The organism is Pseudomonas sp. ADAK2 TE3594, from assembly GCF_053628675.1.
Genome location: NZ_JBRJGV010000001.1, coordinates 792,175 through 813,669, shown reverse-complemented (window position 1 = coordinate 813,669; position 21,495 = coordinate 792,175). Strand labels below are relative to the sequence as shown.

Sequence of the window (21,495 nt, the reverse complement as noted above, 5' to 3'; positions counted from 1 at the left end):
CCGCCACCCCTGCTGGTCGAGTCCGACCGCAGAGCCTGCTTTTGCAGACTGGCCAGCTGCTTGTGGATTCAACCGGTGGGTGCAACACGTTAGATGAACCTTTGGGCTGCGTCTCATAGTTTAATGTGCACCTCCCTGGAAAAGGATTTCATCGTGTACATCAAAGGACGCTACATCGTGTCTGCCTGCGCGCTGCTGTTTTTCCAGCATGCACTGGCGACCGGAATGGACTGCACAAAAGCGGCAAACGCTGTCGAAAATACAATTTGCGCGAACAAAGAGCTGTATGAGCTGGATACGCAAATGGGTTCGGCCTATCGAACGCTAATGAACGCCGCTTCGCAGGCGCAAGTTGAACTGAAGAGATCCCAGCGTCAGTGGTTGAAAGTGCGCAATGAGTGCGTCGAAGACGTCGCCTGCCTGGAACAACACTATCGCGAACGCTTGCAGGCATTGCACGCGCAATGGGTCGACGCCGTTGCCTACCAACCCGACGACGTCGATAAACAAGTGATGGAGGATTTGCAACAACGCATCCAGGACCTGAGCAAGGACAACCCGGAGTTTGCGTTGGAGCGGGCACTCGACTCTATGGCGTTCGACAGCGGCGCAACGTCATTCTCTGGCGACTCGGGTGAAGATGAGCAATCCCTCTTTCCCAAGACCATTCCCCAAGATGTCACGGGGGACGAGTGGAAGGCACTGCAAGCATCCAACATCGGCGGCGCCGCTGAATCCGGGCAGACCACATACACGCTGATGGATATGGATGGCGACGGACAGCGTGACCTCATCGTTGAAACCTATTCCGGCGGCACCGGGATGTTCAGTTACACAGAAACCTACCGTCGCAGTGAAGGTCGGTTCATCAGCACAACATCGGGGCCAGCCCATGAATCCGGCTCACTTTTCCATACCAATGACCGCGGCGCCAACCAATCCGTGAGCTGGATCAAGGTTCGCGGAAAAATGTACTTCGCCTATCGAAACGGTAGCTACGGCGTTGACCAGGTCTTTCTTCTCAATCCCCTGAAGATCAATCACAAAGTGCCCACACTGACCGTTCGCTACGGCTATCAACTGACAGTGCCTCACACTCAATATCTGGAGGACGGCACTACCCCTTTCGAACTGGAGCCCGCGCTGCAAAAGGTACTCGCGAAAGCCTTGATCAAAATGAATACAGGTGAAGCCCTGGAGACTGGCCAGCAGAAAACCCCGATCTGCCCCATCCCCTCTTCAGTACAAGACAGTGATGACTATTACAGCTTTGGGGCGAGTTATTACGCGGTCGAACCCGTCGCCGATATGCCGGTGGTCATCGGCAATGAGTGCTTCATCGCAAGACTGATCAATTGGTATGGGAGCTACAGCGACAAGGACGGGCTGTTTGCACTACTGACATTGCGCAAACCGGGATCTGAAGAGCAGGCACGCAGTTATTCGGTCAACGGACGTCGACATATCACTCGAGTGAGCACATCGATTGGCAAGGCCGAAGGTGGGGCTGAATATTTTTAGTCAGTAATCCGCCGATGAACAACCACAAAAAAGCCCCACCAGATCACTCTGCATGGGGCTTTCAAATATATGGTGTCCCAGGGCAGGTTCGAACTGCCAACCTTCCCCTTAGGAGGGGGATGCTCTATCCAATTGAGCTACTGAGACACAAGTCGCCCGCAAAGGAATGCGAAGCGATGGACGGCGTGCATGTTAACGGGCAGGCCCGCTTTTGTCATGTCGTCCGTAGGCTTTTTAAGTGTAGGCAGACGCCTCGCGGTAGCGTGGCTTTGTTTACCGTGCAAATTGCATCACCGCAAAATGCCATCATTGCAAAATGCAATGTGGGCATTTTGCAAAAATATCTTAATTCGTTGTTTTTAAAGGATTTAATAGCCGTTAGACTTTTGGCATGCAGGCTGCTTCGACTGTTCTCACAGAACACTGGAGATCAGCCCCATGAACAGCGCTCTTTTAGTCGCGAACGCAGTCGCTTTGGCGGTTCTGGTGGGTTTTCATTTCTTCCCCGAAAACGACGTTGCGACGATTGCTCAACGCATCCCCCATTACCTGCAACTGCAAAAAACGCCGCAGTTGGCAGTCATGAGCGATCAACGCGGTTTTGTCAGCCAAGAGGTGAGCCAGGAGACTGTTCAGCTGCGTACACAGCCTTTCGAACGCTTGGTATTTTGAATCACCCCATCAGGAGCACAGCATGTCCAAATCAGCCGCAGGATTTTTCATCCTCGCTTTACTGAGTGGCATCCTTCATCTGTCATTGGTCCAGGACACGGTCGCCACCCTGCCCCTGATTGCCTGCGGCGTGTTCGGTGCGCTGTTCGTGCTGGCGCTGATCGCCGGACGCAAGATCAAGTTCGATCCGGTGTTGCGCTGAAGTTCAGCAGCTGCAGAAGATTAGCCACGGTGCCAGCAAGGTCGCCGGAGTTATCTAGGCGGCGGATCTGCGTATCACCGATTGAATCATCAGCCGTGAACAGCGCATTACGGTGCAGTCTTGCTTCAATGTCTGCCGGGCTCTCACGCCCTCGCCGTAGCAGGCGCTCGCGCAGGGCTTCATCCTTGACCGTCAACAGCACCGGCAATAGCGTGGGATAACGCTGTTGCGCTTCTGCCAGGTGCCCGCGCGAACCGTTGATCAACACATCGCGACCGTCCGCAAGCCATTGGTCTATACGCACAGGAATGCCGTAATTCAGCCCATTGGCTTTCCACGACAATGCAAAATCCCCTTTGGCTCTGCGTCGTTCGAACTCTTCGCGGGAAACCTCGATGGCGTCTTCCCCCACGGACTCCGCCGAGCGCGTGATAACGCGGCGCACGACTTCGCAATTGCCCGCGCGCAACGGCCCACGCGCAGCTTCGATGAGGCTGTCCTTGCCGGATCCCGAGGGCCCCATCAAATAAATCAGCCTGCCATCCATCCTGAAATTATCCCGCGCCACGTGCCCACACTAGTAAATCGGCCATTTGCCACTATCCTGTATAAGGTAAGGAACAAGGATCGAATCCGCATAGCATGCACCTTCAGGCGTCTTCGGGCATCACCTGTCGGGCAAGAGGACGCGGTTCAGCGATACGGACTCATGGATTATTTTCAAACCAGTCCGCATTTCTGATAATAGGTGCTGGCATTAAGCCTTTACCCAGATCAATATTTGTCACAGAATTGACGCCAATGATCTGGCTAATTTGAGGCATGATGCGCGCCTCTATCAATTCAGGTTGAACATTTGGCCGGAGTGCTTGTCCTATCTGACATCCTGCGGCCTATCCCGAAAACCGCTCCCCTGAACTAACCGGTTAAATATATGCGCCCATTGAAACAGGCAATTTATTCCAGCCGTACGGCTGACAAGTTCGTCGTACGTCTGCCAGACGGAATGCGTGAACGCATTGCCGAGGTGGCTCGCAATCATCATCGCAGCATGAACTCCGAAATCATCGCGCGCCTTGAGCAGAGTCTTATTCAGGAAGGCGCGCTGGGTGAAGAATTGAGCATGCGCCTGGACAGCCCCGAGTTGTCATTGCATGAACGCGAACTGCTGCAACGCTTCCGCCAACTCTCCCACCGTCAGCAAAACGCTCTGGTTTCGCTGATCGCCCATGATGCCGAAATGGCCGCAGACGCTTCCTGATTCATCCCGAAAGCTCAAGCCAGCGTAATTGCTGGCTTTTTTTTGCCTGAAATTTGGCTAAAAAAAACCCGCCGATTGGCGGGTAATACCGGTAAGAACCTGTGGGAGCGTGGCTTGCCCGCGAAGAACGCTGACGCGCAGTACCTGAAAAACCGCGGTGTATTCTTCGCGGGCAAGCCACGCTCCCACAGGATTCTCGTCGCCGATTGGCCGGAAGCAGGACGTCAAAGCAGGAAAATCGTCGCCAGTCCGAGGAAGATGAAAAAGCCACCGCTGTCGGTCATGGCAGTGATCATCACACTGGCCCCCATTGCCGGGTCGCGCCCAAGCCGCGCCAGGGTCATCGGAATCAACACCCCCATTAATGCCGCAAGCAACAGGTTAAGCGTCATGGCGGCGGTCATCACCACGCCCAGGGACCAACTGCCATAAAGCAGATAGGCCACCACACCAATCACGCCGCCCCAGACCAGACCATTGATCAAGCCGACCGCCAACTCCTTGCGCATCAGCCGCGAGGTATTGCCGGTACTGACCTGATCCAGCGCCATGGCCCGAACGATCATGGTGATCGTCTGGTTACCCGAGTTGCCACCGATACCGGCAACGATCGGCATCAATGCCGCAAGTGCTACCAGCTTCTCGATCGAGCCTTCGAACAGGCCGATCACCCGCGATGCTATGAACGCAGTGATCAGGTTTATCGCCAGCCAGGCCCAACGGTTGCGCAGGGATTTCCAGACTGACGCGAAAATATCTTCTTCTTCACGCAGACCCGCCATGTTGAGAACTTCGTTTTCGCTCTCTTCACGAATCAGGTCGACCATTTCATCGATGGTCAGGCGACCGATCAGCTTGCCGTTCTTGTCGACCACGGGGGCCGAGATCAAGTCGTAACGTTCGAATGCTTGAGCGGCCTCATAAGCGTCTTCGTCCGGATGAAAACTCACCGGGTCGCTGGCCATGACTTCCGACACTTGCTTTTCCGGGTCGTTGACCAGCAGACGCTTGATCGGCAACACGCCCTTGAGCACGCCGTCGTAATCGACTACGAACAGTTTGTCGGTGTGGCCCGGCAGCTCCTTGAGACGGCGCAGGTAACGCAAAACCACTTCGAGACTGACATCCTCACGGATGGTCACCATCTCGAAGTCCATCAGTGCACCGACCTGCTCCTCGTCATAGGACAACGCGGAGCGGACGCGCTCACGCTGTTGATTATCGAGGGTTTCCATCAGCTCGTGGACGACGTCTCGCGGCAGCTCGGAGGCCAGGTCAGCGAGTTCGTCGGCATCCATGTCCTTGGCCGCAGCCAAGAGCTCGTGATCGTCCATGTCGGCGATCAGGGTTTCACGAACCGAATCGGATACTTCGAGCAGGATGTCGCCGTCACGATCGGCCTTGACCAATTGCCAGACGGTCAGACGATCGTCCAGCGGCAAGGCTTCAAGGATGTAGGCAACGTCGGCGGAGTGCAGATCATCGAGCTTGCGTTGCAACTCGACGAGGTTTTGCCGGTGTACCAGGTTCTCGACCCGGTCGTGATGTGGACCTTCCTGGCGATGAGTCAGGTCTTCGACCACCCGCTGGCGTTGCAGCAGCTCAACGACTTGAGCGAGGCGGTCTTGCAAGCTTTCCTGCGTTTTCTTTACTTCAACTTCAGACATAGGCGAACTCCACTCCCAGCAGCGGGGCACGCCGGAAGGATCAATCAGTCAATTCATGATTGTAGAAACGGGGTACTGAGTAACTACTGGGTAAGTCCATGGAGGTATTCCACAAGCCCCGGCGGGGCTGACGGGCGCAATGATAACACCGCCTGATGGTTTTAAACGTTAAAAAATCGCGGCTGAAACAAGTGCTTGCGAGACAAACTTGAGCGCCGTCCTGATCCATGAAACTGCGACGACTTATCCTGAAAAGAAAACACACTGCCGCCTGAAAATGTAATGACTACCCTTGATGGAGACCGTCATGGAGGACGTCGAATGCTATCGATTGCTCGTTACTTGCTTGCCACCCTGCTCTGCCTGTCGCCCCAGGCGCTTGCTACGACCGTTCACCGGTGCGAAGCCGCCAATGGACACATCACCTTCACGACCTTGAGTTGTACGGCTGGAGAAAGCCTCTCGCGTCAGGACGTACGCACTTTTTTGCCAGGCAGCGCGATACCCCTGATGCCGGAAGCCGGGTTTCGCGAAACATCAGGTACGAAATTCCAAAGGAGAGAGCCGACGATCGTGGGTCAGTCCGAGGGCAAATGTGGAGATCTGCTCAGCGCGAAGGAACGCCGCATAGCGATCATCAATCAGCGGGTCGTTGCCGGCATGACTCAGCAGGAGGTCGAAAGCGCGCTTGGCAAGCCCGACAAGATCAGCACCCGCAATTCAGCCATGAGCTACCGCTACGACAACAAGCGAGGTCGCAGTGCAAACATCGAGTTCGACGAGAAAGGTTGCACCAAAGGAAAAGCCAAATCGCAGACGGCAAAAAGCCCGCGTTAAACGCGGGCTTTTTGTTGTTTGGTGCACTCGACAGGATTCGAACCTGTGACCGCTCGGTTCGTAGCCGAGTACTCTATCCAGCTGAGCTACGAGTGCATTTGTGTTTTTATACCAGATCACAACTGGTTGAAGCCAAGTCATTCACATTACTGCAGATGACTCTTAAATGGTGCACTCGACAGGATTCGAACCTGTGACCGCTCGGTTCGTAGCCGAGTACTCTATCCAGCTGAGCTACGAGTGCATTTGTTGCCGCGCATTATAGGCCGTTGAATCTTTTTGTAAAGCACTTTTTCTAGTATTTTCAACAACTTACCGAAGAAGCCAGATTACAACGTACTACGCAAATAATGGCGGAGAACGGGGGATTCGAACCCCCGACACCCTTTTGAGGTGTACTCCCTTAGCAGGGGAGCGCCTTCGGCCACTCGGCCAGCTCTCCGCAACACGGGGCGTATCTTAACCAACCTTTTCCCCGTTTGCAAACATAAAAAACGATAAAAATTAATGGCTTGGTTCTTCGTCCTTCTCTTTCTTTATACGCAGGTAAATTTCTTCACGGTGGACCGCAACCTCTTTCGGGGCGTTGACACCGATACGCACTTGATTTCCTTTAACGCCGAGCACGGTCACAGTGATTTCGCCATCACCAATAATCAGGCTTTCTGCGCACCGACGAGTCAGAATCAGCATACCTTTCTCCTCACGCATTTCATTTCAGGGACAACAGTCTGCAAAAAAAAGGCATTCGACCTACAACCAGAACGATCGCAGCCCTACATGCCTGAGTATTGACTAGCGCGAGCAAAAGAACAGTTTTGGTACGCGCCATTCAAAAAACAAAGGGCGCGGTCAGACCGCGCCCTTCGGGAAACGCATTACTCGCCCTGTCGGGCTGGCGCATCCAGTTCGAAAGCCGTGTGCAGAGCGCGCACAGCCAGTTCCAGGTACTTCTCTTCGATCACCACCGACACCTTGATTTCCGACGTCGAGATCATCTGGATGTTGATGCTCTCTTTCGCCAGGGATTCGAACATACGGCTGGCTACGCCTGCGTGGGAGCGCATGCCGACGCCGACGATCGAGACCTTGGCAATCTTGGTGTCGCCAACGATTTCACGGGCACCGATCTCGCGAGCGGTGTTTTCCAGCACGGTGTGCGCCGCCTGGTAGTCGTTGCGGTGCACGGTGAAGGTGAAGTCGGTGGTGTTATCGTGCGCAACGTTCTGCACGATCATGTCGACTTCGATGTTCGCGGCACTGATCGGGCCGAGAATCTTGAACGCCACGCCTGGGGTGTCTGGCACGCCACGGATGGTCAGCTTGGCTTCATCGCGGTTGAAAGCGATGCCGGAAATGATCGGCTGTTCCATGGTTTCCTCTTCATCAATAGTAATGAGGGTGCCCGGACCCTCCTTGAAGCTGTGCAGTACGCGCAGCGGAACGTTGTACTTGCCGGCGAATTCCACCGCACGGATCTGCAACACCTTGGAACCGAGGCTGGCCATTTCCAGCATCTCTTCGAAGGTGATCTTGTCCAGGCGCTGAGCCACGGACACCACACGCGGGTCGGTGGTGTAGACGCCGTCGACGTCGGTGTAGATCTGGCATTCGTCAGCCTTCAGGGCTGCCGCCAGCGCCACGCCGGTGGTGTCGGAACCGCCACGACCGAGGGTGGTGATATTGCCGTGCTCGTCGACGCCCTGGAAACCGGCGACAACCACCACACGACCGGCCTTCAGGTCACCGCGAATCTTCTGGTCATCAATCTGCAAGATACGCGCTTTATTGTGTGCGCTATCCGTCAGAATCCGTACCTGGTTGCCGGTGTACGACACCGCTGGCACGCCACGCTTGATCAGCGCCATGGCCAACAGTGCAATCGTCACCTGCTCACCGGTGGAAACGATCACATCCAGTTCGCGAGGAACCGGCTGACCGTCGCCACTGATTTGCTTGGCCAGATCGATCAGACGGTTGGTTTCGCCGCTCATTGCAGACAGCACAACCACCAGGTCATCGCCCGCTTCGCGGAATTTCTTAACCTTGTCGGCGACCTGCTCGATTCTCTCGACAGTGCCGACTGAGGTGCCTCCAAATTTCTGTACGATCAAAGCCATTTCAAAGCCGCCTCTGCCCATGAAGGGCGCCCAATAATCACTCAAACAGCGTTCTGGCCCGCCACTAGACCGCGGGCCAGACACACTGCCTTATAAACCCTGCTCTACAAATGGAACAGTCAGGGCCAATGCGGCATCCAGTGCGCCAGCGTCAATACCACCGCCCTGCGCCATGTCTGGACGACCACCGCCCTTCCCGCCCACTGCCGCAGCAGCCTGTTTCATCAAATCACCGGCTTTGAGTTGGCCAGTCAGGTCTTTGGTCACGCCTGCAACCAGAACGACCTTTTCCTCATGGACACTGCCGAGCAGGATCACTGCGCGGCCGAGTTTGTTTTTCAATTGATCGACCAGAGCCAGCAGCGCTTTGCCGTCCTGACCGTCCAGACGCACGGCCAGCACTTTCACGCCTTTGACGTCCAGGGCAGAAGCCGACAGATCGTCGCCCGCCGCGCTGGCCGCCTTGGCCTGCAACTGCTCGAGTTGTTTCTCCAGCAGACGGTTGCGCTCCAGCACAGCCGACAGCTTGTCGATCAGGTTATCGCGGCTGCCCTTGACCAGGTTGGCCGCTTCCTTGAGTTGTTCTTCTGCCGTGTTCAAGTAGGCCAGCGCAGCTGCACCGGTCAATGCCTCGATACGACGCACACCGGAGGCTACACCGCCTTCGCTGATGATTTTCAGCAGGCCGATGTCGCCGGTACGGGTGGCGTGAATACCGCCGCACAACTCGACAGAGAAATCGCCCATGCTCAGCACGCGCACGCTGTCGCCGTACTTCTCGCCGAACAGCGCCATGGCGCCTTTTTGCTTGGCGGTTTCGATGTCGGTTTCTTCGGTTTCAACTTCGGAATTCTTGCGAATCTCGGCGTTGACGATGTCTTCCAGTGCCTTCAACTGCTCAGGCTTGATCGCCTCGAAGTGGCTGAAGTCAAAGCGTAGACGCTGACTGTCGACCAACGAGCCTTTCTGCTGAACGTGCTCGCCCAGTACCTGACGCAATGCAGCGTGCAGCAAGTGAGTGGCGGAGTGGTTCAGCGAAGTCGCGTGACGCACGTCGGCATCGACATGAGTCTCCACCGGAGCACCCACGATCAGGCTGCCCGAATCCAGCACACCGTGGTGCAGGAACGCACCGCCGGTCTTGGTGGTGTCGCGCACGTCGAAACGCGCAGCGCCAGCCTGGAGGAAGCCGCAATCACCAATCTGGCCACCGGATTCTGCATAGAACGGAGTCTGATTGAGAACGACCACGCCCTCTTCGCCTTCGCTCAGTGCGTCAACCGATTGCCCGTCTTTATACAGAGCAACGATTTTCGCGGAACCGCTGTGAGCGGTGTAACCGGTGAACTCGGTGGCCACATCAACCTTGACCAAGCTGTTGTAGTCCATGCCGAAGGAGCTGGCGGAGCGAGCACGGACGCGCTGGGCTTCCATTTCGCGCTCGAAACCTTCTTCGTCGATGGTCAGGCTGCGCTCGCGAGCGATGTCGCCGGTCAGGTCCATCGGGAAGCCGTACGTGTCGTAAAGCTTGAACACCACGTCGCCCGGCACCACGTCGCCTTTGAGTTCGGCCAGATCCTGCTCGAGGATCTTCAGGCCCTGTTCCAGGGTCTTGGCGAATTGCTCTTCTTCGGCTTTCAGGACACGCTCGATGTGCGCCTGTTGGGATTTCAACTCAGGGAACGCTTCGCCCATCTCGGCGACCAACGCCGCAACGATCTGGTAGAAGAAGCTGCCCTTGGCGCCCAGTTTGTTGCCGTGACGGCAAGCGCGACGAATGATTCGGCGCAGCACATAACCGCGACCTTCGTTGGACGGCAGCACGCCGTCGGCAATCAGGAAGCCGCAGGAACGGATGTGGTCAGCCACGACTTTCAGAGACGCCTGAGCATCGTTGGTGCAACCGATAGCCTTGGCCGATGCAATCAGCAGGCTCTGGAACAGGTCGATTTCATAGTTCGAGTGAACGTGCTGCAGCACGGCACTGATCCGCTCCAGGCCCATGCCGGTGTCCACCGACGGCGCTGGCAACGGATGCAACACGCCATCGGCGGTGCGGTTGAACTGCATGAACACGTTGTTCCAGATTTCGATGTAACGGTCGCCGTCTTCTTCCGGCGAGCCCGGTGGGCCACCCCAGATGTCGGCGCCGTGATCATAGAAAATCTCGGTGCAAGGACCGCACGGGCCGGTGTCGCCCATGGTCCAGAAGTTGTCGGACGCGTACGGCGCGCCTTTGTTGTCGCCGATGCGAACCATGCGCTCGGCTGGCACGCCGATGTCTTTGGTCCAGATGTCGTACGCCTCGTCATCGCTGGCGTAGACGGTGACCCAGAGCTTTTCTTTCGGCAGGTTCAGCCACTTCTCGGAGGTCAGGAAGTTCCAGGCGTAGGTGATGGCGTCACGCTTGAAATAATCACCGAAGCTGAAGTTACCCAGCATTTCGAAGAAGGTGTGGTGACGGGCGGTATAGCCGACGTTTTCCAGGTCGTTGTGCTTGCCGCCGGCGCGCACGCATTTCTGGCTGCTTACAGCGCGGGTGTACGCGCGCTTTTCCTGGCCCAGAAAGCAGTCCTTGAACTGGTTCATCCCCGCGTTAGTGAACAGCAGGGTTGGGTCGTTGCCCGGAATCAAAGAGCTGGAGGCTACACGGGTGTGGCCTTGCTCTTCGAAGAAGCGAAGGAAGGCTTCACGGATTTCTGCGCTTTTCATTAGGTTCTTCCACGGAGGCTGCGGCCAAAGGCCTGTGCGAAACGTCAACAGACGAAGCGACGGCAAAGGGCCGCATTATATCGGCGTTAGTGACTAGGTACAGTGTGTTTGTACGATACAAACAGTCAATTGGACGGCTAACACGGTCAGTTGTGAGAAAAGTCGGCAAATGTGGCGACGACTTGCTCGATTTGCGCACGACTGACGTCCATGTGCGTGACCATTCGCAGACGACCGGCAGCGCTGAGCTTGATCCCGCGTGTCGCGGCAAAGGCCTTGATCGCTTCGGCCTTGTCGCCCATCTGCACGTAAACCATGTTGGTCTGCACCGGCTCGACCTCATAGCCTGCCGCGCGCAGGCCTTCGGCCAGCTTTTGTGCGTTGGCATGGTCATCGGCCAGGCGCTGAACATGGTTATCCAGCGCATACAGCCCCGCCGCAGCGAGAATCCCGGCCTGGCGCATGCCGCCGCCAACCATCTTGCGCAGACGTCGCGCCTTGGCGATCAACTCGACCGAGCCGCACAGCACCGAACCGATCGGCGCGCCCAGGCCTTTGGACAGGCAAACCGAAACCGAATCGAAATGCTGCGTGATCTCTCGGGCATCGACACCCAGCTTGACCGCCGCATTGTAGAGCCGCGCGCCATCCAGATGCAGCGCCAGGCCGTTTTCACGAGTAACACGTCGAGCCCGAGCCAGATACTCCAGCGGCAGAACCTTGCCCTGCATGGTGTTTTCCAGCGCCAGCAAACGGGTGCGGGCGAAGTGGAAGTCATCCGGCTTGATCACGGCGGCGACCTGCGCCAGGTCCAGCGAACCATCTGACTGCACTTCCAGCGGCTGCGGCTGGATCGAACCGAGCACTGCCGCGCCACCACCTTCGTACTTATAGGTGTGAGCCTGTTGTCCGACAATGTATTCGTCACCGCGATCGCAGTGGGCCATCAGGCCCAGCAAGTTGCTCATGGTGCCCGTCGGGACAAATAACGCCTGGGCAAAACCCAGTCGTTTTGCCAGTTCGGCTTCCAGACGGTTGACCGTCGGATCTTCGCCATAAACGTCGTCACCGGTGGCTGCATTGGCCATAGCGTCGAGCATCCCTGCGGTCGGTTGGGTGACGGTGTCGCTGCGAAGATCGATAACGCTCATGAATCTGGCCTCGGTAAGCAGGGGAAAATCCCTTTTGGATTGGAATTACTGCGGTCAAGTCGCCGAATAATCAAGCCTTGAACGAGGAAAAGGCACGTTACCCCTCGAGAAAGCCCGCTCCCACAGGTTCTGCATTTTGATTGACCGGTATTGGATATGCACGCCCTGAAAATATGTGTTAAAAACGCTCGCCGCCAAACAATCTGGCGGCAAAACGTTCTCAGGGCGGGGTGTAACTCCCCACCGGCGGTAATTGCGCGCAATGCGCATAGCCCGCGAGCGCTTGGCGGCAGCACGGCAATGGCTGTGATGGCGACAAGGTCAGCAGACCCGGTGTGATCCCGGGGCCGACGGTCATAGTCCGGATGAAGAGAGAACGGGATTGGCGCCAAAGGGCTGTCCGCAGGCACTCGTGCGAGCATGCATACCCTTAAATCCCATTCGATTCATAACGCCCTGTTTTTCACACAAACAGGAGTAAGAACATGCAACCCACCGCAATCGATAGCAAAAGCAAAAACCATCAGGGCGAGCGCGTCGCGTTCATCCAGGCCTGCTGGCACAAGGAAATCGTCGATCAGAGCCGTAAAGGCTTCGTCGCCGAAATGATTGCTCAGGGTTATCAGGAGTCGGACATCGATTTCTTCGAAGTCGGTGGTGCGTTTGAAATGCCGCTGCACGCCAAGTTACTCGCCAAGACCGGACGTTATGCCGGCATCGTTGCCGCAGCCCTGGTGGTGGATGGCGGGATCTACCGTCACGAGTTCGTCGCCCAGTCGGTAGTCAGCGGCCTTATGCAGGTTCAGCTGGAAACCGAAGTGCCCGTGTTCTCGGTGTCTTTGACCCCGCACCACTTCCATGCCGGTGAAGAACTGCATCATAAGTTCTTCTTCGAGCATTTCGTGCACAAAGGCCAGGAAGCGGCGAAGACTTGTGCGGATACGCTGCACAAGATGCGTGCGTTGCGCCGTAGCGAGCCTCGCGCGGTAGCCGTCTAACAAAGCCTGCAGTCTGGGTGAGGTCCTGGGCTTCACTCAAATCAAATGTGGGAGCGAGCCTGCTCGCGATGGCGAACTGTCAATCGACGACTACGTTGACTGATACACCGCTATCGCGAGCAGGCTCGCTCCCACATGGGTTTTATGTCTGGCTTGAGATCAGGGTCAGGCGAGGTTTTCGTCGGTGGTCGGCACGATCAGGATGCCGGCGCGCAGGCCGTTCTTGACCTTGGGGTTCGGGAAGATGATCCGGGCGCCCTGCTCTTCGATGATCCAGCGGGTATTGGCGATATCCTCGGCCAGCACATAACCCACTTTCAACTCCGAAAAGTTTTCGATATCCGTCGGCAGGTTCAGGCGGAAGCTATCGCTGTGCTTGATGACTTCCCGCGCGACGCTGAACAACTGCAAACCATCCAGGCCTTCGTCGGTCATCGGCGGCTCGGTGCCTTCGATGATCTGCTTCAGGCGGGTTTCAAGAAGGCTGACGTTGACCCCATCGTTCTGCCCGAACGGCCGGGCCTTGCCCAGTTCCAGGGTGAAGGACTCGGCATCGAGCTTGTCGTAGGTATAGGAGCTGAAGACGATGGAGGGTTTGTTCTGCAACAGCACCGCTTCCATGCCGGCGGCGCGCAGGCGAGCCAGTTCCAGGCGTGAATGCTGACGACCTTCTTTCCAGGGGTACAGGGCGAACTGCTCGATTTTCGAGCCACGGATCGCCGTGTGCAGGTCGTAGTGCAGGCGATTGCGGTCCGGCAAGCTGAAGAAAGTCGCCGCCAGCCGCTCCAGCTCACAAGCGCGCAAGGCCTCGGAACCACTGGTTTGTTCGTGCCGGCCGTTGAACAGCCGATTGACGTCCTGCTCGATGAAGCGCTCACCGCGACGGATGGCCTCGGGGTTGCCGAACAGGAACAGAATGCGTGCGCGCGGCTTCAAGTCACCGCGGGCGATGTCATGCAACAGGCGATCGAGCAGCTCGATCGGCGCTGTTTCGTTGCCATGGATGCCGGCCGAAAGCAGCAGGTCCAGGCCATTGTCGCGGGCTTCAGGTGGCCGGACTTCCAGCGCACCTTCGCTCAACCAGCGCATCCGCACGCCTTCGACAGTCAGTTGAGTCTTCTCCGCCGGTTCGCGGCCGGCGAGGGTCAGTTCAAGCAGTTTGCCGAGGGCGAGCATAGAGCGGTTTCCTTAGTGATCGTGATTGCAATCCGGGCCGTGCACGTGGTCCTCATCATCACCGACGTCAGCCGGTTCCATCTCCAGTTGCAGACTTACCAGATTAGTCGCCAATGGGCGCAGCAGCAGGTTTGCGTACTCAGCGTCACCTTCTTCGACATCTACGCCGATCAGCAACTGGCCGCGGCCGTCCTGCTGGATCCACAGCTCTTTGCCTTGCCACATGACCGCGACGCGGGTGCAGGAAGTTTCCAGTTGCGTGCCGTCGGTGTCTTCAAGGATCAGCTGCAGGGTATCGCTCATGTGTTTTACGCTCTCGACGTTCAATTGATCTGGAATGGATAAACCGCGCCCAGTTTAAGGATTTGCGTCAGTTCATCCAGTGCCGTCCGGCACTCAAGCAGCAATTGCGGGTCCGCGAGATCGTTTTCGGTCATGCGGTCGCGGTAGTGCTTGTCGACCCATTCGGTCAATGTGCCGTACAACGGTGCCGTCATGATAACCCCTTGGTTGACGGCCGCCAGCTCGGTTTCGTTGAGTGCGACGCGCAACCGCAGGCAAGCCGGGCCACCGCCGTTCTGCATGCTCTGCTTGAGATCGAAAACTTTTACTTCGCGGATCAGGCCGCCAGAGCTGGTCAGGCCTTGCAGATACTGCCAGACACGCTCGTTGCCACGGCATTCTTCCGGCACGATCAACAGCATGGAGCCGTCAGGACGCGACAGCAGCTGGCTATTGAACAGGTAGGAACGAACGGCGTCTTCCACGGTGACCGCTGAACGCGGTACGCAGATCGACTGAAATTTCCCACCGACTTTTGCGAGTTTGCCGTGCAGTTCAGCGAGCATCTGCTCGGTATCGAGGAAGGCGTCCTCGTGATAGAACAGCACCTCGCCGTTCCCCACCGCGATCACGTCGTTGTGAAACACGCCCTGATCGATCACCGAAGGGTTCTGCTGGGCATAGACCACGCCGTCATCACTCAGGCCGTGCAAACGCGCGACCGCCTGGGACGCTTCGAGGGTCTGGCGCGCCGGGTATTTCTGCGGCGACGGGTAACGGGTGTCGAATGCGCTGCGACCGAACACGAAGAACTCGACGCCGGCTTCACCGTAGTCACGGCAGAAACGGGTGTGGTTGGCCGCGCCTTCGTCACCGAATTGCGCCACGGCCGGCAAAGCGGCGTGATGTGCGAAGTGCTTCTGATCGGCGAACATCGCTCCCAGTACGCGACTGGTGGTCGGGTGTTCGATGCTGCGGTGGTATTTGCAGTTCAGGTTGGCGGCGGTGAAATGCACGCGGCCATCCGCGGTGTCGGCGCTCGGGCTGACTGTGGCGGCGTTGGCCACCCACATGCTCGACGCCGAGCAATTGGCAACCAGCAGTGGCATGGCCTCTTTGGCGGCGCGCTCGATCACCTGAGCATCGGTACCGCTGAAACCCAGGCGGCGCAGTGCGGCTACGTCCGGACGCTCTTGTGGCGCCAAAACACCTTGCTGAAAGCCCATTTCCATCAGCGCTTTCATCTTCGCCAGGCCTTGCAGCGCGGCTTCCTTCGGGTTCGAAGACTGCTGGCTGTTGCTCTGGGACGCGACGTTGCCGTAGGACAGGCCGCCGTAGTTATGGGTCGGCCCCACTAGACCGTCAAAATTGACTTCATAGGATTTCATCAGCGAGGCTCCACGAGAATCTGTTTTTATAGGCATCAGTAACTAACTGTTCAGTGCGACCGAGTCGCGGCCATCGCGGGCAAGCCCGGCTCCCACAGGTTCGGAGGTGTTCACAAATTTTGTGTTCCACTCAATCACTGTGGGAGCGGGCTTGCCCGCGATTGGGCGTTACACCATCTTCACGCCAGGCGTGAGGGTGGCTGGCAACACCAGGCTCGGGGTTTCCAGCGAGGCCACCGGGTACGCGCAGTAATCTGCGGCGTAGTAGGCGCTGGCGCGATGGTTACCCGATGCACCGACACCGCCGAATGGCGCACTGCTCGCCGCACCGGTCAACTGCTTGTTCCAGTTGACGATACCGGCCCGGCTTTCCAGCCAGAACTGCTGATAACGCGCTTCGGAATCCGACAGCAAACCAGCCGCCAGGCCATAGTCGGTGTCGTTGGCTTCAGCGATCGCCGCTTCAAAATCAGCGTAGCGGATCACTTGCAGCAGCGGACCGAACAGCTCTTCGTCCGGGCGATCGGCAACCGCCGTCACGTCCAGAATGCCGGGGGTCAGCAAGGCGGCCTGAGCCTGGGGCTGAGTCATTTCCAACAGCGCCACGGCGCCATTGGCCAGCAGATGCTCTTGCGCCTCCATCAGCGCTTTCGCAGCACCAAGGGAAATCACCGAGCCCATGAACGGCGCCGGTTGCTGATCGAACGCACCGACGTCAATGGTCGAGCTGACCGCCACCAGACGCGCCAGCAGCGTATCGCCCCAGGCGCCTTGCGGCACCAGCAAGCGGCGTGCACAGGTGCATCGCTGACCGGCAGAAATGAATGCCGACTGAATGATGGTGTAAACGGCGGCATCGAGGTCCGCGACCTGATCCACCACCAGCGGGTTGTTACCGCCCATTTCCAGCGCGAGGATTTTGTCTGGACGACCGGAAAACTGCTTGTGCAGGTGATTGCCGGTACGGCTGGAACCGGTGAAGAACAGACCGTCGATACCCGGGTTCGCCGCCAGGGCGATACCGGTTTCGCGAGCGCCTTGCAACAGGTTCAGCACGCCAGCCGGCAGACCGGCTTCGATCCAGCACTTGACCGTCAGCTCAGCCACTTTCGGGGTCAGCTCACTCGGCTTGAACAGCACACTGTTACCGGCCAGCAGCGCCGGCACGATGTGACCGTTCGGCAAGTGACCGGGGAAGTTGTAAGGACCGAACACCGCCACCACACCGTGCGGTTTGTGGCGCAACACCGCAGTGGCGTCGCCCAACGGCCCGCTCTTCTCGCCGGTACGTTCGCGATAGCTCTGCACCGAGATGGCAATCTTGTTGACCATGCTGGTGACTTCAGTCGCCGCTTCCCACAGGGGTTTACCGGTTTCCTCACCGATGGTGCGAGCCAGTTCGTCAGCGTGATTCTTCAGCGCAGCGGCAAAGGCTTCCAGCACACTGATGCGTTCTTCCAGGGTACGGCGAGCCCAGCCCGGGAACGCCTGACGCGCGGCTTGCACAGCCGACTCGACCTGACCGGTCGTGGCGCCTTCGCCGGCCCACAGCACTTGCTGGGTCACCGGGTTTACCGATTGAAAGCTTTCACCCTGGCCAGCCAACCATTCACCGGCGATGTATAGCGAATTCATTATTTCGACTCCCGAGCAGCGGACAACGGAACGGCGCGCACTTGATCGCCAGCGTTGAGTTGAAGACGTTTGGCGGTCAGCGGATCGACCACCAAAGTGCCGGCGGCGAAGCGTGCTGGCGCGGCAGTGATCCGGCAGTCTTCGCGCTTGCGGTTATGAATCAGGAACGGCGTGGCGTCGTCACCCGGGGTGCCGATGGCCAGCACCAGCGCCTGGCTGTCGCGCACGGCGCGAATCTTGGCGGTTTCGCATTCCACCGCAGGGCCGGCATCGAAGATGTCGACGTAGCCTTGGTAGCTGAAACCTTCGCTCTTGAGCATCGACAGGGCCGGTTCGGTGTCCGGGTGAACCTGGCCGATCACGTTGCGCGCGTCTGGCGACAGGAAGCAGGTGTACAGCGGGAATTTCGGCATCAGTTCGGCGATGAACGCCTTGTTGCCCACGCCGGTGAGGTAATCGGCCTGGCTGAACTCCATCTTGAAGAAGTGTCGACCCAGGCTTTCCCAGAACGGCGAACGCCCGGCGTCATCGGACACACCGCGCATTTCGGCGATGATCTTGTTGCCGAACAGTTGCGGGAACTCGGCGATGAACAGCATCCGCGCCTTGGCCAGCATGCGACCATTGAGGCCACTGCGGTAATCGGCATGCAGGAACAGCGAGCACAGCTCAGAGTTGCCGGTCAGGTCGTTAGCCAGGAACAGCGTCGGAATTTCGCGATAGATGTTCAGCTCTTGCGAGGCGCTGACGGTCAGGCCTACGCGGAAGTTGTACCAGGGCTCGCGCAGGCCGACGGCGCCGGCGATGGCGGAAATGCCCACCACGCGGCCATCGTCATCTTCGAGCACGAACAGGTAGTCCGCATCGCCCCGCCCGGCTTCGCCGCGAAAGGTCTTCTCGGCCCAGCCGACCCGATGGGCCAGACGCTCTTCGTTGGCCGGCAAGGTGGTCAAGCCGGTACCGGTGCTGCGGGCCAGGTCGATCAGAGCGGGTAAATCGCTGCTGCGTACGGGACGAACGATCATGCTATCTCCTCAAACGGGCCGCTGACGCCACCCGTGAAACTCGCTGCTTTACTAAGCATTCACTCTTTATAGGCATAGCAGCAGGCGTTAAACCGCCACCAGGCGCACGCTGGCACCTTCACCGACGCCCAGGGCTTCGGCGGCTTCCAGATCCAGGGTCACGGGTTTGCCCGGCGCGTAATCGAGCTCAAGCAAAACAGCGCGGTAATCCTGCAGCTGAGCATTGGCCACCAGATACTGACGACCGACACCTTTGACTGGCTCACCGATTTTCACCGGGACGACACGGCTCTGGGCGATCGAACGGATCCCCGATACGCGGGCGTGCAGGGTCGGGCCACCGTCGAAAATGTCGATGTAGTGATCGGTCTCGAAGCCTTCGCGCATCAGGATGTCGAAGGTGATCTGCGCCCGTGGGTGCACCTGGCCCATCGCCTCTTGAGCGGAATCCGGCAGCAACGGCACGTAGATCGGGTAATGCGGCATCAGCTCGGCCAGGAACGTGCGGCTTTTCAGGCCACACAGACGCTCGGCGGCGGCGTAGTTGAGGTCGAAGAAGTTGCGACCGATGGCATCCCAGAACGGCGAATCACCATTTTCGTCGCTGTAACCGACGATCTCGGTCACCACCGAATCGGCAAAGCGCTCCGGATGGCTGGCCACGAACAACAGGCGACCACGGGAATTGAGCTCCGCCCAAGGCGAACCCACCAACTCCGGCTTCACGTAGAAACTGGTCAGCAAACTGTTGCCGGTCAGGTCGTGGCACTGGGAGAGCACGTGGATCTTGTTGTGAATCTTCAGCTCGCGGGAGGCGTGCACGAAGGTTTCATTACGGAAACTGTAAAACGGCTCGGAATAACCGGCCGAGGCAACAATCGCCGAACAACCGACCAGTTTGCCGGTGGTCGTGTCTTCGAGGACGAAGAAATAGCTCTCTTCACCGTTGAAGCTGACTTCGGCGGCGAACGAGGCTTCGCTTGCGGCGATCTTGTCGCTCAGCCGTTCAACGTCATCCGGCAAGGAAGTGACACCAATCGGGCTGTCCGCAGCCAGACGCTGTACCTCGCCCAGATCAGCCATTTGCGCGGGGCGCATCACCAGCATGGTGTCACTCCTTAATCTCAGAACTTACAGAAGAAAAAAACCCGGGCCATCCCTGAAACAACTCAGAGTCAACTGTGGGAGCTAGCCTGCTAGCGATATCGTCCTGTCAGGCAACAATGATGTTGGCTATCAGGCCCTCATCGCTAGCAGGCTAGCTCCCACACTTTTGATCCAGCCCGAAACAAATATTTGGATCGACGCCTGAACAGTCAGGCGTCGAAAGGTCTATCAGGCTTGAGTCAGTTTTGCCGCAGCGCGTTCGAAGCGGTCGAGACCGGCATCGATATCGGCGTCTTCAACCACCAGGCTTGGCGCGAAACGAATCACGTCCGGGCCGGCTTGCAGAATCATCAGGCCTTCACGCTCGGCGGCGTTGAAGATGTCCTTGGCCTTGCCTTTCCAGGCATCGCTCAGCACGCAACCGAGCAGCAGGCCCAGGCCGCGGACTTCAGTGAACAGGCCGTACTTCTCGCCGATCTGCTCAAGACGGGTCTTGAACTTGTCGTGCTTGGCATTGACGCCGTTTAGCACTTCAGGCGTGTTGATCACATCGATTACCGCTTCAGCGACAGCGCACGCCAGCGGGTTGCCGCCATACGTGGTGCCGTGGGTGCCGACGACCAGGTGTTTGGCCAGGTCTTCGGTGGTCAGCATCGCTGCAATCGGGAAACCGCCGCCCAGGCTCTTGGCGCTAGTCAGGATGTCCGGGGTCACGCCGTAATGCTGATAGGCGAACAGCTTGCCACTGCGGCCCATGCCGGTCTGGACTTCGTCGAAAACCAGCAGCGCGTTATGCGCATCGCACAGCTCACGGGCACCTTGCAGGTAAGACAGCTCGGCCGGCAGTACGCCGCCTTCGCCCTGGATCGGCTCCAGAACTACCGCGCAGGTCTTGTCGGAAACAGCGGCTTTGAGCGCGGCCAGATCGTTGTAAGGCACGTGGGTGATGCCGGTGATCTTCGGACCAAAGCCGTCGGAGTACTTCGACTGGCCACCGACGTTCACAGTGAACAGGGTACGGCCGTGGAAGCTGTTGAGCGCGGCAACGATTTCGTACTTCTCGGTACCGAAACGGTCATGGGCCACGCGACGGGCCAGCTTGAAGGCGGCCTCGTTGGCTTCGGCGCCGGAGTTGCAGAAGAACACGCGCTCGGCAAAAGTGGCGTCGACCAGCTTATGGGCCAGGCGCAAGGCCGGCTCATTGGTGAACACGTTGGACACGTGCCACAGCTTGTTCGCTTGCTCGGTCAATGCAGCGACCAGCGCCGGGTGCGCATGGCCCAATACGTTAACGGCAATCCCGCCGGCGAAGTCGATCAGCTCGCGGCCAGACTGGTCCCAGACACGGGAACCGGCGCCACGCACAGGAATGAAAGCGGCTGGCGCGTAGTTGGGAACCATTACCTGGTCGAAATCGGCGCGTTCTACCGCAGCGTGCTCAACGGACATCGGAGTCTCCTGAAGAGGAACGCTCGCCTGAAACTGGCGAGCGATGAGGGGATTGTAAGGACAGTTTTCAGCCCGGCCTTGCCGCCAAGCGACAACTTCTTATAGCGCAAACACAGGTTTTGCCCGGGTTTACGGCAATGCGACAAATACCGTCGCAAAGGCGCAGTTTAAACTGCCCGCGGGGTTTGCGGCAGGTTGCGAGGATCTTACTCATCCGGATTTTACGGTGGCGGTATATATGTACCGCACGTCGCTGGCGCTCATGGTGTTTTCTGAAGCCTTCTTAACGCCA

At 58.1% G+C, this 21,495-nt stretch carries 19 protein-coding genes, 4 tRNA genes and 1 riboswitch; of the genes, 6 read left to right on the top strand and 17 right to left on the bottom strand.

Annotation, left to right across the window (positions count from 1 at the left end):
- The first annotated feature begins 153 nt into the window (after positions 1 to 153).
- Positions 154 to 1,521 carry a lysozyme inhibitor LprI family protein gene (locus AB7M22_RS03685; RefSeq protein WP_454185279.1) on the top strand — a complete coding sequence of 456 codons (1,368 nt, stop codon included), beginning with the start codon at positions 154 to 156 and terminating at the stop codon, positions 1,519 to 1,521.
- Positions 1,522 to 1,591: 70 nt separating this feature from the next.
- Here AB7M22_RS03685 and AB7M22_RS03680 read toward each other — a convergent pair.
- A tRNA-Arg gene (locus AB7M22_RS03680) sits at positions 1,592 to 1,668 on the bottom strand.
- A gap of 291 nt (positions 1,669 to 1,959) precedes the next feature.
- Here AB7M22_RS03680 and AB7M22_RS03675 point away from each other — a divergent pair.
- A complete protein-coding gene (locus AB7M22_RS03675) occupies positions 1,960 to 2,193 on the top strand; it encodes a hypothetical protein (protein WP_454185278.1) in 234 nt (77 codons plus the stop codon).
- Between the two features lie 22 nt (positions 2,194 to 2,215).
- Positions 2,216 to 2,395: a PA3371 family protein gene (locus tag AB7M22_RS03670; RefSeq protein ID WP_454185277.1), complete on the top strand. Its 180-nt coding sequence runs from the start codon at positions 2,216 to 2,218 to the stop codon at positions 2,393 to 2,395.
- Here AB7M22_RS03670 and phnN read toward each other — a convergent pair.
- On the bottom strand, positions 2,370 to 2,942 hold the full coding sequence (gene phnN / locus AB7M22_RS03665) for a phosphonate metabolism protein/1,5-bisphosphokinase (PRPP-forming) PhnN (protein WP_454185276.1): 573 nt from the start codon (positions 2,940 to 2,942) through the stop codon (positions 2,370 to 2,372). The genes AB7M22_RS03670 and phnN overlap by 26 nt on opposite strands.
- 387 nt (positions 2,943 to 3,329) lie before the next feature.
- Between phnN and AB7M22_RS03660 the strand changes: the two genes are divergently transcribed.
- Positions 3,330 to 3,656, top strand: a complete 327-nt coding sequence (locus tag AB7M22_RS03660; protein WP_003178899.1) for an Arc family DNA-binding protein — start codon at positions 3,330 to 3,332, stop codon at positions 3,654 to 3,656.
- A 224-nt stretch (positions 3,657 to 3,880) separates the two neighbouring features.
- On the opposite strand, the gene mgtE is transcribed toward AB7M22_RS03660, so the two are convergent.
- The gene (gene mgtE / locus AB7M22_RS03655) at positions 3,881 to 5,323 is read right to left on the bottom strand and encodes a magnesium transporter (protein WP_454185274.1); all 1,443 of its coding nucleotides are present in this window, start codon (positions 5,321 to 5,323) and stop codon (positions 3,881 to 3,883) included.
- A 321-nt stretch (positions 5,324 to 5,644) separates the two neighbouring features.
- Between mgtE and AB7M22_RS03650 the strand changes: the two genes are divergently transcribed.
- Positions 5,645 to 6,160 (top strand): cell envelope protein SmpA, encoded by a 516-nt coding sequence (locus tag AB7M22_RS03650; protein WP_454185273.1) that lies wholly within the window; start codon positions 5,645 to 5,647, stop codon positions 6,158 to 6,160.
- Between the two features lie 19 nt (positions 6,161 to 6,179).
- On the opposite strand, the gene AB7M22_RS03645 is transcribed toward AB7M22_RS03650, so the two are convergent.
- The 7 genes from AB7M22_RS03645 to ltaE form a co-directional block, all read right to left on the bottom strand.
- Positions 6,180 to 6,256 (bottom strand) — tRNA-Arg (locus AB7M22_RS03645).
- A 71-nt stretch (positions 6,257 to 6,327) separates the two neighbouring features.
- Positions 6,328 to 6,404, bottom strand: a tRNA-Arg gene (locus AB7M22_RS03640).
- 107 nt (positions 6,405 to 6,511) lie between these two features.
- Positions 6,512 to 6,602, bottom strand: a tRNA-Ser gene (locus tag AB7M22_RS03635).
- A 62-nt stretch (positions 6,603 to 6,664) separates the two neighbouring features.
- Positions 6,665 to 6,853, bottom strand: a complete 189-nt coding sequence (gene csrA / locus AB7M22_RS03630) for a carbon storage regulator CsrA (protein ID WP_002554426.1) — start codon at positions 6,851 to 6,853, stop codon at positions 6,665 to 6,667.
- A gap of 185 nt (positions 6,854 to 7,038) precedes the next feature.
- Positions 7,039 to 8,280 carry an aspartate kinase gene (locus AB7M22_RS03625; RefSeq protein WP_007904746.1) on the bottom strand — a complete coding sequence of 414 codons (1,242 nt, stop codon included), beginning with the start codon at positions 8,278 to 8,280 and terminating at the stop codon, positions 7,039 to 7,041.
- 90 nt (positions 8,281 to 8,370) lie between these two features.
- Positions 8,371 to 10,992 (bottom strand): alanine--tRNA ligase, encoded by a 2,622-nt coding sequence (gene alaS / locus AB7M22_RS03620; RefSeq protein ID WP_454185272.1) that lies wholly within the window; start codon positions 10,990 to 10,992, stop codon positions 8,371 to 8,373.
- 146 nt (positions 10,993 to 11,138) lie between these two features.
- On the bottom strand, positions 11,139 to 12,143 hold the full coding sequence (gene ltaE / locus AB7M22_RS03615; RefSeq protein ID WP_454185271.1) for a low-specificity L-threonine aldolase: 1,005 nt from the start codon (positions 12,141 to 12,143) through the stop codon (positions 11,139 to 11,141).
- Positions 12,144 to 12,355: 212 nt separating this feature from the next.
- A riboswitch (FMN riboswitch) is annotated at positions 12,356 to 12,525 on the top strand.
- Positions 12,526 to 12,628: 103 nt separating this feature from the next.
- Between ltaE and AB7M22_RS03610 the strand changes: the two genes are divergently transcribed.
- Positions 12,629 to 13,141: a 6,7-dimethyl-8-ribityllumazine synthase gene (locus AB7M22_RS03610; RefSeq protein WP_454185270.1), complete on the top strand. Its 513-nt coding sequence runs from the start codon at positions 12,629 to 12,631 to the stop codon at positions 13,139 to 13,141.
- Positions 13,142 to 13,306: 165 nt separating this feature from the next.
- Here AB7M22_RS03610 and astE read toward each other — a convergent pair whose 3' ends face one another.
- From astE to AB7M22_RS03575, 7 genes are all read right to left on the bottom strand, one after another.
- Positions 13,307 to 14,317 carry a succinylglutamate desuccinylase gene (gene astE, locus AB7M22_RS03605; protein ID WP_454185269.1) on the bottom strand — a complete coding sequence of 337 codons (1,011 nt, stop codon included), beginning with the start codon at positions 14,315 to 14,317 and terminating at the stop codon, positions 13,307 to 13,309.
- Between the two features lie 12 nt (positions 14,318 to 14,329).
- Positions 14,330 to 14,620 carry a hypothetical protein gene (locus AB7M22_RS03600; protein WP_007904718.1) on the bottom strand — a complete coding sequence of 97 codons (291 nt, stop codon included), beginning with the start codon at positions 14,618 to 14,620 and terminating at the stop codon, positions 14,330 to 14,332.
- A gap of 20 nt (positions 14,621 to 14,640) precedes the next feature.
- On the bottom strand, positions 14,641 to 15,987 hold the full coding sequence (gene astB, locus AB7M22_RS03595; protein WP_454185268.1) for an N-succinylarginine dihydrolase: 1,347 nt from the start codon (positions 15,985 to 15,987) through the stop codon (positions 14,641 to 14,643).
- Between the two features lie 168 nt (positions 15,988 to 16,155).
- The gene (astD, locus tag AB7M22_RS03590; protein WP_454188757.1) at positions 16,156 to 17,625 is read right to left on the bottom strand and encodes a succinylglutamate-semialdehyde dehydrogenase; all 1,470 of its coding nucleotides are present in this window, start codon (positions 17,623 to 17,625) and stop codon (positions 16,156 to 16,158) included.
- Entirely contained in the window at positions 17,622 to 18,647 is a 1,026-nt protein-coding gene (gene astA, locus AB7M22_RS03585; RefSeq protein ID WP_007904689.1) for an arginine N-succinyltransferase, read from the bottom strand. The genes astD and astA overlap by 4 nt, the downstream gene beginning before the upstream one ends.
- Positions 18,648 to 18,734: 87 nt before the next feature.
- Positions 18,735 to 19,754 carry an arginine/ornithine succinyltransferase subunit alpha gene (gene aruF, locus AB7M22_RS03580; protein WP_454185267.1) on the bottom strand — a complete coding sequence of 340 codons (1,020 nt, stop codon included), beginning with the start codon at positions 19,752 to 19,754 and terminating at the stop codon, positions 18,735 to 18,737.
- Positions 19,755 to 19,982: 228 nt separating this feature from the next.
- Positions 19,983 to 21,203: an aspartate aminotransferase family protein gene (locus AB7M22_RS03575; protein WP_007904683.1), complete on the bottom strand. Its 1,221-nt coding sequence runs from the start codon at positions 21,201 to 21,203 to the stop codon at positions 19,983 to 19,985.
- Positions 21,204 to 21,495: the final 292 nt, after the last annotated feature.

Excerpts from the sequence above, each read along its gene's own strand:
- AB7M22_RS03675 (WP_454185278.1), top strand. The coding sequence starts at position 1,960 with ATGAACAGCGCTCTTTTAGTCGCGAACGCAGTCGCTTTGGCGGTTCTG.
- AB7M22_RS03670 (WP_454185277.1), top strand. The coding sequence starts at position 2,216 with ATGTCCAAATCAGCCGCAGGATTTTTCATCCTCGCTTTACTGAGTGGC.
- phnN (WP_454185276.1), bottom strand. The coding sequence starts at position 2,942 with ATGGATGGCAGGCTGATTTATTTGATGGGGCCCTCGGGATCCGGCAAG.
- AB7M22_RS03660 (WP_003178899.1), top strand. The coding sequence starts at position 3,330 with ATGCGCCCATTGAAACAGGCAATTTATTCCAGCCGTACGGCTGACAAG.
- mgtE (WP_454185274.1), bottom strand. The coding sequence starts at position 5,323 with ATGTCTGAAGTTGAAGTAAAGAAAACGCAGGAAAGCTTGCAAGACCGC.
- AB7M22_RS03650 (WP_454185273.1), top strand. The coding sequence starts at position 5,645 with ATGCTATCGATTGCTCGTTACTTGCTTGCCACCCTGCTCTGCCTGTCG.
- csrA (WP_002554426.1), bottom strand. The coding sequence starts at position 6,853 with ATGCTGATTCTGACTCGTCGGTGCGCAGAAAGCCTGATTATTGGTGAT.
- AB7M22_RS03625 (WP_007904746.1), bottom strand. The coding sequence starts at position 8,280 with ATGGCTTTGATCGTACAGAAATTTGGAGGCACCTCAGTCGGCACTGTC.
- alaS (WP_454185272.1), bottom strand. The coding sequence starts at position 10,992 with ATGAAAAGCGCAGAAATCCGTGAAGCCTTCCTTCGCTTCTTCGAAGAG.
- ltaE (WP_454185271.1), bottom strand. The coding sequence starts at position 12,143 with ATGAGCGTTATCGATCTTCGCAGCGACACCGTCACCCAACCGACCGCA.
- AB7M22_RS03610 (WP_454185270.1), top strand. The coding sequence starts at position 12,629 with ATGCAACCCACCGCAATCGATAGCAAAAGCAAAAACCATCAGGGCGAG.
- astE (WP_454185269.1), bottom strand. The coding sequence starts at position 14,317 with ATGCTCGCCCTCGGCAAACTGCTTGAACTGACCCTCGCCGGCCGCGAA.
- AB7M22_RS03600 (WP_007904718.1), bottom strand. The coding sequence starts at position 14,620 with ATGAGCGATACCCTGCAGCTGATCCTTGAAGACACCGACGGCACGCAA.
- astB (WP_454185268.1), bottom strand. The coding sequence starts at position 15,987 with ATGAAATCCTATGAAGTCAATTTTGACGGTCTAGTGGGGCCGACCCAT.
- astA (WP_007904689.1), bottom strand. The coding sequence starts at position 18,647 with ATGATCGTTCGTCCCGTACGCAGCAGCGATTTACCCGCTCTGATCGAC.
- aruF (WP_454185267.1), bottom strand. The coding sequence starts at position 19,754 with ATGCTGGTGATGCGCCCCGCGCAAATGGCTGATCTGGGCGAGGTACAG.
- AB7M22_RS03575 (WP_007904683.1), bottom strand. The coding sequence starts at position 21,203 with ATGTCCGTTGAGCACGCTGCGGTAGAACGCGCCGATTTCGACCAGGTA.